The organism is Halobellus sp. EA9 (assembly GCF_051195055.1).
GTDB lineage: Archaea > Halobacteriota > Halobacteria > Halobacteriales > Haloferacaceae > Haloquadratum > Haloquadratum rubicundus.
Window position 1 is genome coordinate 21,362 of sequence record NZ_JBNTJW010000003.1, and the last position, 14,447, is coordinate 35,808.

Sequence of the window (14,447 nt, forward strand, 5' to 3'; positions counted from 1 at the left end):
GACGGCGATCGAGAGCGGTATATTCGTCGTATTCGCCGATATTGTCGATTGGAAAAACCAGAACTCCGTCTATGTCGGTTTTATTTAATTACTCCGACCAAAGTTACTGCATCGGGCGGGGCCGTCCGAGCAGAATTATTAACTCAAACGAAATTTTTTATTATAGATTACGATTTCACGGCGGATCTATAGCAGCGATATTAATAAGACTGGAGCCACTCGATTCACATAATGACGGAATCGGCAAGAGAAAACGAGGCCGCAGACGACCGCGAAGCGCCCGGCACCGAGGGAAATCGGGGGCGTCCGGACGCGTCCGGCGAACGCGCCACGGCGACGTTCGAGGTCCCCGAGATGGACTGTCCGTCCTGCGCGGGGAAGGTCGAGTCGGCGCTCGACGGGGCCGCGGGCGTCGACGACGTCGACCCGCGGGTCGCGAGCGGGACGCTCACGGTCGCCTACGACGCGGCCGAGACGGACGTCGCCGCCATCGGGGACCGCATCGAACGGGCGGGCTACGGCGTCGCCGACGTCGACGTCCGCTCGGCGACGCTGTCGGTCCCGGGGATGGACTGCGCCTCCTGCGCCGGCAAGGTCGAGAGCGCGCTCGACCGCGCGGCGGGAATCCGGCGCTTCGAGACCAGCCCAACCACGGGACGCGTCCGCGTCGACTACGGCCCGGAGGCGTCGCGCGAGGACCTCGTGGCGGCGATCGAGTCCGCCGGCTACGAGGTGACGAACGAGGCAGATGACGCGGGCGGAAACGAGCACGGCGACGACGCCGACGCCGAATCGGACGCCGGATCGGTCTGGACCAGCACCCGCGGGATCAAGACCTGGATCAGCGGCGGCTTTCTGACCCTGGGCCTGCTCTTCGAGTTCTTCCTCGCCGGCGCCAACGTCCGCGTCGCGAGCGTCCTCGGCGCCGAACTCCTCCTGGCGGACGTGCTCTTCCTCGTCGCCGTCGCGAGCGGCGGCCAGGTGATCCTCCGCGACGGCTACTACTCGGCGCGGAACCGCAACCTCGACATCGACTTCCTGATGTCTGCGGCCATCGTCGGCGCCTTACTCGCCAGCCTCGCGTTCGGGGAGGCGCTGTACTTCGAGGCCGCGACGCTGGCGTTCCTCTTCAACGTCGCCGAACTGCTGGAGTCCTACGCGATGGACCGCGCCCGCGACTCCCTCTCGGAGTTGATGGATCTCTCGCCCGACGAGGCGACGGTGAAGCGCGGCGGCGAAGAAGTCACTCTCCCCGTCGAGGACGTCGAGCGCGGCGACGTCGTGGTCGTCCGCCCGGGCGAGAAGATCCCGATGGACGGCGCGGTCGTCGAGGGCGAGAGCGCGGTGAATCAGGCGCCGATCACCGGCGAGAGCGTCCCGGTGGACAAGACCGTCGGCGACGAGGTCTTCGCGGGGACGATCAACGAGGGCGGCTACCTCGAAGTCGAGGTGACCTCGACCGCGGGCGAGGACACCCTCTCGCGGATCGTCGAGATGGTCGCCGAGGCCGAGTCGAAGAAGACCGAGCGCGAGCAGTTCGTCGAGCGGTTTTCGTCGTACTACACGCCGGTCGTCGTCGCCTTCGCGATTCTCACGACCCTCGGCACGCCGTTCGTCCTCGGCGTGACGTGGCCGACCGCGGTCGTCTACGGGCTGACGCTCCTCGTGCTGGCGTGCCCCTGCGCGTTCGTCATCTCGACGCCCGTCTCCGTCGTCTCGGGCATCACGAGCGCGGCGAAGAACGGCGTCCTGATCAAGGGCGGCACCCACCTCGAAGCGATGGGCGCGGTCGACGCCGTCGCCTTCGACAAGACTGGCACGCTCACCACCGGCGAGCTGACCGTGACCGACGTGGTCCCGCTGAACGGCAACAGCGAGGCCGACGTCCTCCGCTGCGCCCGCGGGCTGGAGGCCCGGAGCGAACACCCCGTCGGCGAGGCCATCGTCGCGGCGGCGGGCGAGGCCGGCGTCGACGGCGACGACACGGCCGAGATCGAGTCCTTCGAGGCGCTCACCGGGAAGGGCGTCCGCGCGGACCTCGGCGGCACGCCGCACGTCGCGGGCAAGCCCGGCCTCTTCGAGGAGCTCGGATTCGACCTCTCGCACGTCCACGCGACCACCGACGGCGGCGTCGTCACCCGGACGGCGAAGCAACTGTGTGAACGCAGCGACTGCCTCGACCTCCTGGAGACGACGGTCCCCGAACTCCAGTCACAGGGCAAGACCGTGATCCTGGTCGGCAAGCCCGAGTCCGGGTCCGACGCCGAATCGGGGACCGAAGGCGGCGAACTGGAGGGCGTCATCGCGGTCGCCGACGAGGTCCGCCCGGAGGCCGAGCGCGCGGTCGCCCGGCTGCGCGACCTCGGCGTCTCGAAGACCGTGATGCTCACCGGCGACAACGAGCGGACCGCCCGCGCCATCGCCGAGCGGGTCGGCGTCGACGAGTACCGCGCGGAACTGCTCCCCGAGGAGAAGGTCGCGGCCATCGAGTCGCTCGTCGCGGAACACGAGCGCGACGGCGCGCCCGGCGGCGTCGCGATGGTCGGCGACGGCATCAACGACGCGCCCGCACTCGCGACCGCCACCGTGGGCGTCGCGATGGGCGCGGCCGGCACCGACACCGCCCTGGAGACCGCCGACGTGGCGCTGATGGCCGACGACCTCTCGAAGCTTCCCTACCTCTACGAGCTCGCGGCCGACGCCAACGGCGTCATCCGGCAGAACATCTGGGCGAGCCTGGGGATCAAGGCGCTCCTCGCGGTCGGCGTCCCGTTCGGCTACGTCCCGATCTGGCTGGCCGTCCTCGCCGGCGACGCGGGGATGACCCTCGGCGTCACCGGGAACGCGATGCGGCTCTCGCGGGTCAGCCCCGACGAGTGATCACTCGGGCCCGCCCGCGAGAGTGAGAAAGCGCGGCGGCACCCGCGCTGTCGTGTACACCCCCCGACCCCGCTTCGTGATGTCGTGGCCCGCGTCGAGCATCGCGGCCGCGTCGACGACGAGGAGGACCGGCTCCGCGGCGTGTCGACTGCCGACCGCGAGCGCCTCGGCCTCGCCGTCGGAGAGGTGGACCAACTGCCGGCTCATCGGCCGCAGTCCCTCGCGGCGGATCTTCGCCACGCTGTCCGGGTCGGTGCCGTGGTACAGCGTGTCCGGCACGGGTCGATCGGTCGATTCCAGGTCGACGTCGACCGAGTGGCCGTAGGTCGCGCGGATCCGATCGCCGTCGTGTTCGAACCGCTCCTTCGGATCGACAGCGACGACGCCCCTGACGGCCGTCTCGCCGGCCCAGTCGTGCTGTTCGGTCGCCGCGGCGACGACCTCGGCGAACGGCGCCCAGCCCGCGTCGGTCAGTTCGATCCCCGCGTCGCCGGGGCCGTGGCGGAGCGCGTAGCTGAGAAAGCGCGAGAGCCGCTCGCGCCGATCGCCGGACAGTACGGGATCGGCGTCGACGCCGCAGTCCGGACACGAGTCGGCGGCGACGAAGCCGTGGTCGGGACACTCGTGGACGCCGTGCATCTCAGGACCAGATAGCCGGGTGACCGCCAAGTGCGGTTCGGCTCGTCGTCACTCGGCGCGCAGCCGAACGGCGACGTCGTCCGGGTCGCGGAGTTCGATCCCGCGGTCGGTCTCGCGGGACTCGACGCCGGCGTCCGCGAGTCGGTCTCGGACCGCGACCAGGGTTTCGCCGTCGGGCACGACGACCTCGAACCACGAGAGGCCCCGCCCGCCGGCCGGAGACGTCCGTCGGTTCCAGGTGTTGACGCCGACGTGGTGGTGGTAGTCGCCCGCGGCGAGGAAGAGCGCCCCGCGGTCTTCGACCTGCACGCCGAACCCGAGCGCGTCGACGTAGAACGACCGCGCGTCCGGCAGCGACGTCGCCTCCAGGTGGACGTGGCCGAGGTCCGTCCCCGCCGGCGCGTCGGCGGCCCCGTCCGAGGCCTCGGCGAGCGACTCCAGGTCCAGCGGGTAAGTGCCCATCTCGGCCGTGCTGTCGGCGCTCCGCGGCCACGCCTCGCGCGGGCGGTCGCGGTAGATCTCGACGCCGTTGTCCTCGGGATCCGAGAGGTAGAGCGCCTCGCTGACGTGGTGGTCCGAGGCGCCCGAAAGGGTCCAACGCTCGCGGACGCGTTCGAGGGCGGCGCCGAGCGCCGTCCGCGAGGGGACGCGGAACGCGCTGTGGAAGAGCCCCGCCTGCGAGCGGTCGCGGGGCGCGGCCGTCTCGTCAGCGACGAGGCGGAGGATGGGATCGTCGCCGACGCCGAGCGTTGCAGCGCCGTCCGAGCGCAACAGTACGTCGAGACCGACGACCGTCCGGTAGAACGCGGTCACCTCGTCGAGGTCTGCGACGCGGAGCGCGACGCGGCCGAGTCGGGTCTCGTCGGGCAACGGGGTGTCGGGAGCGTCTGCTGTCATTGCGAGACGTACGCAGTCGGGCGTGAAGGATCTTCGTCTCCGACGAGGTGAGAGCGATCTCAGAGCGCGTCCAGAAACGCGTCGAACGCGCCGCTCTCGGGGTGGACGTGGCAGTAGGTCCCGAGCGTCTCGTACTCGCAGAGCCCGTCGTGGTCGCCGTCGATGCCGTCGCCGCGCTCGACGTCGAAGGCGAAGCGGGCATCCTCCGCGGAGTCGGCCTCGGAGTAATGGAACTCGTGGCCGCGGAGCGTCTCGCCCGCGGCCGCCGTGAGCGCGCCGTCGCGGGCGCGGAGTTCGACGTGATCGAGCGCCTGGTACCGCTCGCGCATCCGGACGTCCGCGGGGAGGACGCCGCCCATCCGATGGGTCTCGCCCTCGACGGTGGTCAGCGACTCCGCGAGCGCCATTAGCCCGCCGCACTCGCCGTAGATCGGGCGCCCGTCGGCCGCCGCGTCGGCGATCTGCGTCAGTGCGGGGCTCTCCGACAGCACCGCGGCGTGGAGTTCCGGGTAGCCGCCGGGGAGGTAGACGCCGTCGCAGGCCGGGAGCGCGTCGCCGGCGGTCGGCTGGAAGGTCGCGACGTCGGCGTGCTCGCGGAGGCGTTCGAGCGTCGCCGGGTAGCAGAACCGGAAGGCGTCGTCGCGGGCGACCGCGACGCGGGCGTCGGTCCGCTCGCCCGCCGATTCGACGTTCGCCGGACGCGGCGGCGACCGCGCGATGTCGAGCAGGCGATCGACGCGGATCCCGTCCGCGGCCGCGTCGAGCGCTTCGGTAGAGAGCGGCGACTCGTCGCCCATCCGGAGCCCGAGGTGTCGATCGGGGATCTCTAGGTCCTCTCGGGGCGGAATCCGGCCGAAGTACTGCAAGCCCTCGGGCAGGGCGTCGCGGATGCCCTGCTCGTGCCGGCCGCCGTGGGCGCGCTGGGCGATGACGCCCGCGACGTCGACGTCGCGGTCGGCGTGGGCGGCGAACTCCCGGAAGCCCACCGCGGTCGCGGCGACGCTCTCCATCCCCGCCTTCGCGTCGGCGACGAGCACGACCGGCAGGTCGAGCGCCTCCGCGACCGCCGCGGTGCTCGATCCGTCGCCGTCGTACAGCCCCATCACGCCCTCCACGACGCAGACGTCCCCCTCGCCGCGGTGGTAGTTCCGCCGGAGCCCCGCCTCGCCCTGGAGCCACAGGTCGAGCGTGCGCGAGGGGCGACCGGCCACCCGCGCGTGGTGGCTCGGGTCGATGAAGTCGGGGCCCGCCTTCGCGGGCTGGACGTCGTAGCCGGCGGCGTCGAGCGCGCGGAGGACCGCGAGGGCGGCGACCGTCTTGCCGACGCCGGAGCGCGTCCCGCCGACGACGACGCCTCTCATACGCCGGTCGCGACTCCGGCGGTGCGCCGGTGCTCCGTCACGGCCGGCCCTCCCCGTCCGTCGCGACGGGGCGGTTGGTCCGCGCGAGCTGCGCCTCGAACGTCTCCTCGCCGTCGCCGCCGGCCGCCAGCGCGCGCTGCTTTTCGACCTCGGCGTGGAGCGCGTCGGTGATCCGCGGGTGGGTGCCGAACGGGTCGGCGTACTCGATTCCGCCGCGGCCGAGTTCGAGCTCCTCGGGGATCCGCCGCTCCGTCGCTTCGGTCCGGGAAAGGAACAGCGGCACCGCGACCGCGCGGTCCATCGTCGCGTTGTAGCGGACGCACTCGACGGCCGGATTCTGGAGGAGGTAACACGTCAGGACCTCGCCGTAGCCCGAGCGCTCGCGGAGCCGGGCGGCGTGGTAGTCCGCGGTCTGTCGGTGATACGGCTTCGAGCTGCTGCCGAAGCCGACGAGGACGAGCGAGACGTCCGCCGCCGCCGGGACGCGTTCGCCGCCGCGCTCTGCGATCACCTCGGTGACGGCGGGGCTGCCGCCGAGCGGCTCGCAGTAGCGCACGTCGCCCGGGACGTACGAGAGCGCCGCCGGGATCTCGGTGAGGGTGTCGTGGGTGTGTGCCGTACACATCGGGACCGCGTAGACGACGTCGCCGCCGACGCGCTCGAAGGCGTCGCGGAGCTCGCGGACCGGCTCGGACTCGTAGGTCGCCACCGCCACCTCGTCGACGTCGGCGCGGCGGCCGAGTCGCGCGGCGTGCGCGTCGAGGACCTCGCGGGCGTTCCGCGCCTCGCGGCCGATGAGCAGGACTGTTTCGGTCGTCATTGTGGTCTCCGGTAATACAATTTCAATTTAACTATCCCAAATTGGGTTGCTTTAGTGGTCGGGAGCATCCCGCAAATAAGTTGCGGTGACGGTGATCACTCTCGTCTCTCACCGCCGAGCGCCACCCCCGTCGACGGCGCTCGGCGGTAAACCGTGAGCGTGACCACTTTGAGTCACGGCGCGCGGACGACGAGCACCGAGAGGTCCGAAAAGCGGGAGTCGCCGCCTCCGCCGTCAGCGGCCGCGAGATCGCCCAGCGTGGTCCGCGTCACCGACTCGTCGTCGTGGGTCAGTCGCTCGAAGACGAGGGCGTCGAGCGACGGGGCCGCGCCGGCATCGAGGAGGTCGGCGGCGACGTCCTCGGGCATCCAGTCGAAGGGACGGGGAAGCACGAGCAGGTGGCGCTCGCCCGCGTCCGCGCGGAGCCGCCGGAGGTCGGCCTCGATCGGGCCGCTCTTGTGGAGCGTCACGAACGTCGACGCCTCCATCGGCGTGCGAGCCCGGCTCGCGGCGATCTGGAGCGACGAGACGCCCGGAATCACTCGGACCGGCGCGTCGACGGCGGCCTGGACCCTGCCGACGAACTGGTAGCCGGAGTGGTTCGGATCGCCCATCAGGACCGCGGTGCCCGACGCCCCGTCGGCGACGCGGTCGGCGAACGCCGCGAGCGCCTCGGCCTCGTCGCGGTAGCCGCAGGTCAGGACCTCCGTGTCGGCGCCGACCGCCTCCGCGACGAAGTCGACGACGGTCTCGAAGCCCACGACGACGTCCGCCTCCTGGATCGCCCGCTCGCCGCGCGGCGTCAGGTACTCGGGGTTTCCGGGCCCGATCCCGACCGCGAAGACCGGCTCCCGGTCCGCGTCGGCTCCGGCGCCGACACCGACTTCGGGCGCGGAGGCCGCCAGGGACGCCGGATCAGGGCCGCCCCCCAGGTCGTAGTCGTCGCTCACGGGAGGTCGATCTCCCCGCCGCGGGCGTCGCTGGCGACGTGGACGAGTTCGTTCGTCAGCCCCGCGGCGAGGCCGCTCCCGCCGCGGCGCCCGACGCTCGTGATCGCCGGGACGTCGTGTGCGGCCGCGACCTCGCGGAGGCGCTCGCGGCTCTCTGCGGCCTTCACGAATCCCACGGGCGTCGCGACGACGACCGCCGGGCGCGTCCCGTCCTCGATGCAGTCCGCGAGCGCGAGCGCGGCGGTCGGAGCGTTGCCGACGACCGCGACGGCGCCGTCGTAGACCCCCTGGCGATCAAGTTCCAGCACCGACGCGGCCGTCCGCGTCATTCCGGTCCGCTCGGCGAGGTCGGCGCCGTTGCCGATGGCCTTTCGCACCGGGCAGTCGTGGCCGCGGCCCGTGATTCCGGCCTCCACCATCGTGATGTCGGTCACGATTGGGCGCTCGTCCAGAACGGCGCGCGCGCCGGCGACGACGGGCTCGGAGTCCGAATCGCCGGTGAAGCGCACGAGGTGCTGGAACTCGGGATCGCCGGTGGCGTGGACGCTCTTCTGTCTGATCCGGTCGGCGAGCGTCTCGTCCGGGACGAGCTCCCGGACGCGGTCCATACTCGTCTCGGCGATCTCCATCGCGTTCTCGGTGGTCGCGCCGAGGTCGGCGTACGACTCGAACTCCCCATCAGTCGTCATCGCTCGGCACCTCCGGGGCGTCCGCGCCGCTCGCGCGGGCTTCGAGGTCGCCGTCGACCCGGAGATTGATATCTCGGAGCCGGTCGGTCGTCGTCTCGTCGGCATCCCACAGACCCCTGTCGATCGCCTCCAGGAGGGTGTCGGTGATGCTCTCCAGGGCCCAGGGGTTGACATCGCGCATCCACGCTCGTCTCTCCTCGTCGAAGGCGTACTTCTCTGCGACGTCCGCCCAGAGCGCGTCGCTCACGACGCCGGTGGTCGCGTCCCAGCCGAGCACGACGTCGACCGTCGTGGAGAGGTCGCCGGCGCCCTTGTAGTCGTGTTCTTCCATACTGTCGAGCCAGTCGGGGTTGAGCACGCGGGCGCGCATCGCCTTGCGCACCTTCTCCTCGTTCGTGTACACGGAGACGTTGTCGGGGTCGCTGGAGTCGCCGACGTAGGAGGCGGGCTCCGATCCGGAGACCTCGGAGACGGCGGTGATGAAGCCCCCGTGGAACGCGTACCAGTCCGAGGAGTCGAACTCGTCCTGCTCGGCCGTGTCCTCGATCTTCACCGTGGCTTCCACGCCGCCGAGTCGCCGCTCGAAGGCGTCGTGCGCCTCCGAGACCGAGCCGCGCTTGCCGAGGGCGTAGCCGCCCCATTGGACGTATACCTCCGCCAAGTCGGAGCGGTCGTCCCAGTTGCCCTCGTCGACCGCCTTGTTCGTGCCCGCACCGTACCCGCCGGGGCGTGTCGTGAATACGCGGTGTTTCGCCGCGGACTCGGGGTCCTCGACGCCCGCCGCGTCGAGTTCCTCGGTCTCCTCTTCGACGTGCTTCTTCACGTAATTCCTCTTGTGCGGCTCGTCGAGGTCGACCACCGCGTCGACGGCGTCGTGGATGACGCCCGCGGCCTGCGGGAACGCGTCGCGGAAGAGCCCCGAGACGCGCGTCGTGACGTCGATCCGCGGGCGGCCGAGGTCGTCGAGCGGGATCGGCTCGACGTCGTCGATCCGGCCGGCGTCGGTCCAGACGGGCTCGACGCCCATCAGCGCGAGCACCTGCGCGATCGTCTCGCCGCGCGTCCGGACCGTGGGCGTGCCCCAGGCGACGACGCCGACCTCCTCGGGGTACTCGCCGTGCTCGTCGGCGTGGCGCTCGGCGGTCCCTTCGGCGACCTCGCGGCCGACCCGCCAGGCGCTCTTGGCCGGGACCTTCCGCGGGTCGAGCGTGTAGAAGTTCCGAGCCGTCGGGAGCAGGTCGACGCCCCCGCGGGTGGGCGCGCCGCTCCCGCCGGGCGGGACGTACTCGCCCGCCAGCGCCTCCGCCGTCCGCGGGATCTCGGCCTCGGCCTCGGCGACGCGCGGGGCCACCTCCTCGCAGATGAACGCGAGGGCCGCCCGGAGGTCGTCGTGGGCGCCCGACGCCGCGCGGGCGTCGCCAAGCGGGTCGATGTCGACCACGAGGAGGTTCATATTCACCTCGTCGTCCGGCCCCGCCTCGGCCTCCGATTCGGGGAGGTCGAAGCCGTGTTCGGCGAGCGCCTCGACGAGGTCCAGGCTCGTCTCGTAGACCGCGTCCGCTGCCGCCGACAGCGTCATTCCCAGGTCCTCGTCGTAGGCTTCCGGCTCGTCCAGCATTCGCTGATAGTCGACGCCGAGGACGCCCGCGACGGCCTCCCGCAGGCTCGGCCCGCCGGGGTTCTCAAGGCGGGTGAGCGCGACCAGATACTCGGTCAGGCGGTCGCCCGCGGGCGGCTCGCCCATCGTGTGCAGGCCCATCCGGATCTGGGTCGTCTTCACGTCGGTGAGGTACGCGTGGACCCGCTCGACGAGCTCGTCGACGTCGACCGCGTCGCCGGCGGTTTCGCCCTCCGCGAGCGTCGCGCCGGCCTCGTCGGGCCCGCGGACGTCGGCTTTCTCGTCGATCTCGCCGGCGATCCCGAGTTCGACCGCGAGGTCGAGGTCGTCCACCGTCTCGCGGAGCAGCGCTTCGAGGTGCTCGCCGTCGTCGGCGCGGGCGTCCTCCATCCCGGCCTCGCGGTACTGGTCGGCCAGCTCCTCCAGTTCCGCGAGCTCGTCGTAGGTGCCGGCGTTGCGCATCACCGGCGTGAGGTAGTCGACGATCGCCGCGTAGGAGCGGCGCTTGGCCTGCGTCCCCTCGCCGGGGTTGTTGACGATGTAGGGGTAGACGTTCGGGAGGTCGCCGATCAGCCCATCCGGCGCGCTTTCTCCATCGAGGCCGACGGTCTTGCCGGGGAGCCACTCCAGGCTGCCGTGGGTGCCGAGGTGGACGACGGCGTCCGCCTCGTAGGCGTTCCGAAGCCACTTGTAGAAGGCGACGTAGTCGTGCGGCGGCTGGAGGTCGGAGTCGTGGTAGACCTTCGAGGGATCGATCCCGAATCCGCGCGGGGGCTGGACCGTCACGAGGACGTTCCCGAACTCCGTGCCGGGGATCGCGAACGGCCGGTCGGGGGGGTCGCCCCACTCGTCGACGACGTGTTCCCGGAAGCGCTCGTCCGTCGATTCGAACCACTCGGCATACCGTTCTGGAGAGACGACGTCGACGCTCAGGTCGCGGACGTCCTCGGGCGCGACCCAGCGGTCGTCGAGGGTGAGCTGTTCCGTGAGCCGCTCGACGAGCGCCTGGCCGCTGTCGGGGAACGACACCTCCCTCCCGCCGCCGCCGAGGTCGTACCCCCGCGCGTCGAGTTCCTCCAGGAGATTGACCGCGCTCTCGGGGCTGTCGAGGCCGAACGCCGTCCCGATCCCGTCGTCGCTCGGCGGGTAATTGTGCAGGACGACGGCGACGTTCTTCTCGTCGTTCGGGACGTGTCGCAGGCGCGCCCAGTTGACCGCGAGGCGCGCGGCGTGGTCCACGCGGTCGTCGATCGGGAAGTGCTGCTTGGGCGCGGTGCCGATCCCGGCCGCGTCGTCGGTGCGCTCCTTGCCGCTGATCGGGTGGGTGATGACGTTGCCGTCGAACTCCGGGAGGGCGACAGAAAGCGCCAGCTCGAAGCCCATCACGCCGGTGTCGCTGGACTCGTAGCGGGGCCGCGAGCGCATCGTCGTCACGGTCTGGAGCACCGGCACGCCGAGGCGGTCGAGGAAGACGTCCTCGGCGCTCACCTCGTCGTCGGCGTCGCGGCCGCGCTCGTCCATCGACAGCGAGAACATAAACGACGAGAGGACGGCGTCGACGACCGGCTCCCCGGGGTCGTCGAGGAGCCACTCCTCGGTCACCCGTTCCGCGTCCCACTGCTCGTCGGTGTCGGTCGCGGGGTTGCAGAAGATCGGGAGCGCGTCGGCGCCCTGGGCCTCGATGGCCCTGACTTGCGCGTCGACGTAGCGGGTGTTCTCGTGGGTCCAGTGGGACTCGTAGAACCAGACCGCCACGGTCGGCGTGTCCGGGTCGTGGGTGGCGCGGAGTTCCTCGTAGGACGCGCCGGGGTGATCGGGATGATAGACGCCCTCGGTCGGGAGCGTCACCGGATCGTCGTGGTCGCGGTCCGCCGCGCCGTACCGGTCGACGAGGAACCGCCCGCAGTTGGCCATATTGCTGGTACCGCCGCGCTCCAGGTACTCGTAGACGCGCTCGCGGTCCGACGCGGGGACCGACGTGTCCTCGACGGCGTAGGCGTCGCCCGTCGACTTCACGACGAGCGGGACGCCCGCGTCGTCGAGACGCGACACCGCGCGGTCGTAGCCCGGCATACTCTCCTCGGCGCCGTGCAGCCAGAAGACCGCGGCCGTCGCGTCTTCGATCTCGTCGAGGAAGGCGTCGACGTCGGTCCCGTCGTCGAGGTCGCTCTCCGAGCGGACGATCCACTCGACGTCCGTCCGTTCGGCGGCGCGCTGGACGGCGCCGAGTTCGTTCTCGGTCGCGAGATACAGTCCGATTGTGGGTTCGGCTGGTGGCATAACGTTGTTAAACCTCTATTTCTCTAACTCAAGTATGGTTGATTTAGCTGGCGGCAAAAATCCTTCGCACGGGGGGAGGGAGGGGCTCTCGTTTCCCGAGATCGTCGGCCAGGAGGACCTCAAGCAGGCGCTGCTCGCGGTCGCGGCGAACGGCGACCTCGACGGCCTCCTGATCCGGGGGGAGAAGGGCACGGCCAAGTCCACGGCGGTCCGGGCTCTGAAAGACCTGCTGCCGGAACAGCGCGCGGTCGCGGACTGTCCCTACGGGTGTCCCCCCGACGATCCGAGCCGCCAGTGCGCCGACTGCCGCGAGCGCACGGATCCGCCGACGGCGACGCGCTCTGTTCCGCTGGTGACGCTTCCGCTCGGGGCGACGCGGGACCGCGTGGTCGGCACGCTCTCGGTCGCGGACGCGCTCGGCGGCGACCACGAGTTCGACCCCGGACTGCTCGCCCGCGCCAATCGGGGGTTCCTCTACGTCGACGAGGTGAACCTCCTCGACGACCACCTCGTCGACGTCGTCCTCGACGCGGCCGCCAGCGGTGTCAATGGCGTCGAGCGCGACGGCGTGAGCGTGCGCCACCCCGCCGACTTCACGCTCGTCGGGACGATGAACCCCGAGGAGGGCGACCTCCGGCCGCAACTCCGGGACCGGTTCGGGCTCTGCGCGACGGTCACGGGCTGCGAGGACCTCGACGACCGGGTCGCCATCGTCGAGCGGGCGCTTGGCAGAGATGACAGCGGGGGCGACGACGATACACAGACAGATGTCGCGGCGTTGCGGGACCGCCTCCGGACGGCGAGCGACCGCCTCGACGACGTGACGCTGCCGACCGAGTTCGCCCGGGAGATCGCAGAACTGTGCCGGGACGCCGGACTCGACGGCCACCGCGGCGACATCGCCACGGCGCGCGCCGCGCGGACAATCGCGGCGCTGGACGGGAGGATGAGAGTCATCGAACCGGACGTCCGCCGGGCCGCCGAGCTCGCGCTACCGCACCGGCTCCGGTCGCGGCCCTTCGAGGACGCGCCCGATCCGGACGACCTGCTCGACGAGCAGTTCGGCGACTCGCCGGACGGCGAGAACGAGGGTAGCGGCGACGAGTCGGACGGCTCGGCCGGCGACGACGAGAGCGAATCCGGGTCCCAGTCCGAGGCGTCGTCTGCGGCCGGAGATCGGAGCGACGGGACCGAGCGCCGCGAGGACGCTGATCCGGACGACGACGCCGGCGACAGCGAATCCGGAAAGAGAGGGGGAAACACATCCGGAACGAGCGAACCGTCCGGAGACGGAGAACCGGACCGCCGGGAGCCGGATTCCGAACGGGATCCACCGCCGTCTGCGGAGGGCCGGGCGGCAGATTCCGCCCCGGACGACATAGCGGAAAACGGGGCGTCCGAGGGTGCGGGCGACCGAGACCGGGAGAGCGACGCCGAGGAGCGAACTCCCCTCCTCCCCGGCGCGTCGCGGGCGCCGCAAGCCGAGGTCGGGAGCGCGGACGCGCCGGACCTGACAGCGCCGGACGCCCTTGGGGAGGTCGAGGGGAGTCGGGGCGGCGGTCGCGCCCGATCCCGCTCCGAAGACGCGACGGAGGGCCCGCGCGTTCGGACGCGGCGAGCGGAGTCCAGCGAGGACGTCGACGCCGCGGCCTCGGTCCGCGCGGCCGGTGCGCGCGGCGCCACGAGCGTCGAGTCCAGGGACCTCCGGCAGTCGGTCCGGCAGACCGACGCCTCGACGCTCGTGGTCTTCGCCGTGGACGCGAGCGCGTCGATGCGCCCGGCGATGCGCGCCGCGAAGGGGACCGTGCTGGAGCTCCTGAAGGACGCCTACCGGGAGCGCGACGAGGTCGCCTTCGTCGCCTTCGCCGGCGACGACGCGGAGGTGCTTCTCCCGCCGACCGACAGCGTCACGCTGGCGGCGCGGCACCTGAAGGACCTCCCGACCGGCGACCGGACGCCGCTTCCGGCGGGGCTCCGATCCGCCAGCGACGTGCTCGACCGGGCCGATCCCGCGGCCGGCGTGGTCGTCGTCGTCACCGACGGCCGCGCCAACGTCGCCGACGGGAGCCCCGTGAAGGAGACGCGCGCGGCGGCCCGCCGACTGGCCGAGCGCGACCCCCGCGTCCTCGTTGTCGACGCCGGCGAGGGCGAGAGAGGCGAGCGGGGGCTGACCGACCTCGTCGCGACGGAGACGGACGGCGAGCGCGTCCCGCTGTCGGCGCTGTCGGCCGAGCGGGTCGACGCCGCCGCGGGCGCGGCCGACGAAAGCTGAGTTTCGCCGGTCCGGAAGTTTTACAATCTCACTTGATTTTT

At 71.5% G+C, this 14,447-nt stretch carries 9 protein-coding genes; 2 read left to right on the forward strand and 7 right to left on the reverse strand.

The window, feature by feature from the left end:
* Positions 1-231: 231 nt before the first annotated feature.
* Positions 232-2,880 carry a heavy metal translocating P-type ATPase gene (locus tag ACQUQ0_RS04860; RefSeq protein WP_435183530.1) on the forward strand — a complete coding sequence of 883 codons (2,649 nt, stop codon included), beginning with the start codon at positions 232-234 and terminating at the stop codon, positions 2,878-2,880.
* Here ACQUQ0_RS04860 and ACQUQ0_RS04865 read toward each other — a convergent pair whose 3' ends face one another.
* From ACQUQ0_RS04865 to cobN, 7 genes are all read right to left on the reverse strand, one after another.
* Positions 2,881-3,519, reverse strand: coding sequence for an RNA 2'-phosphotransferase (locus ACQUQ0_RS04865; RefSeq protein WP_435183531.1), 639 nt, complete (start codon positions 3,517-3,519; stop codon positions 2,881-2,883).
* 48 nt (positions 3,520-3,567) lie between these two features.
* Positions 3,568-4,416, reverse strand: a complete 849-nt coding sequence (locus tag ACQUQ0_RS04870) for a VOC family protein (protein ID WP_435183532.1) — start codon at positions 4,414-4,416, stop codon at positions 3,568-3,570.
* Positions 4,417-4,475: 59 nt separating this feature from the next.
* Entirely contained in the window at positions 4,476-5,777 is a 1,302-nt protein-coding gene (locus tag ACQUQ0_RS04875; RefSeq protein ID WP_435183533.1) for a cobyrinic acid a,c-diamide synthase, read from the reverse strand.
* 37 nt (positions 5,778-5,814) lie between these two features.
* Positions 5,815-6,597: a CbiX/SirB N-terminal domain-containing protein gene (locus ACQUQ0_RS04880; protein ID WP_435183534.1), complete on the reverse strand. Its 783-nt coding sequence runs from the start codon at positions 6,595-6,597 to the stop codon at positions 5,815-5,817.
* Between the two features lie 173 nt (positions 6,598-6,770).
* On the reverse strand, positions 6,771-7,547 hold the full coding sequence (locus ACQUQ0_RS04885) for a cobalt-precorrin-7 (C(5))-methyltransferase (RefSeq protein ID WP_435183535.1): 777 nt from the start codon (positions 7,545-7,547) through the stop codon (positions 6,771-6,773).
* Entirely contained in the window at positions 7,544-8,236 is a 693-nt protein-coding gene (locus tag ACQUQ0_RS04890; RefSeq protein WP_435183536.1) for a precorrin-8X methylmutase, read from the reverse strand. The genes ACQUQ0_RS04885 and ACQUQ0_RS04890 overlap by 4 nt, the downstream gene beginning before the upstream one ends.
* On the reverse strand, positions 8,226-12,134 hold the full coding sequence (cobN, locus tag ACQUQ0_RS04895) for a cobaltochelatase subunit CobN (RefSeq protein WP_435183537.1): 3,909 nt from the start codon (positions 12,132-12,134) through the stop codon (positions 8,226-8,228). Before cobN ends, ACQUQ0_RS04890 begins: the two co-directional genes overlap by 11 nt.
* Positions 12,135-12,168: 34 nt before the next feature.
* Between cobN and ACQUQ0_RS04900 the strand changes: the two genes are divergently transcribed.
* A complete protein-coding gene (locus ACQUQ0_RS04900; protein WP_435183539.1) occupies positions 12,169-14,406 on the forward strand; it encodes a VWA domain-containing protein in 2,238 nt (745 codons plus the stop codon).
* Positions 14,407-14,447: the final 41 nt, after the last annotated feature.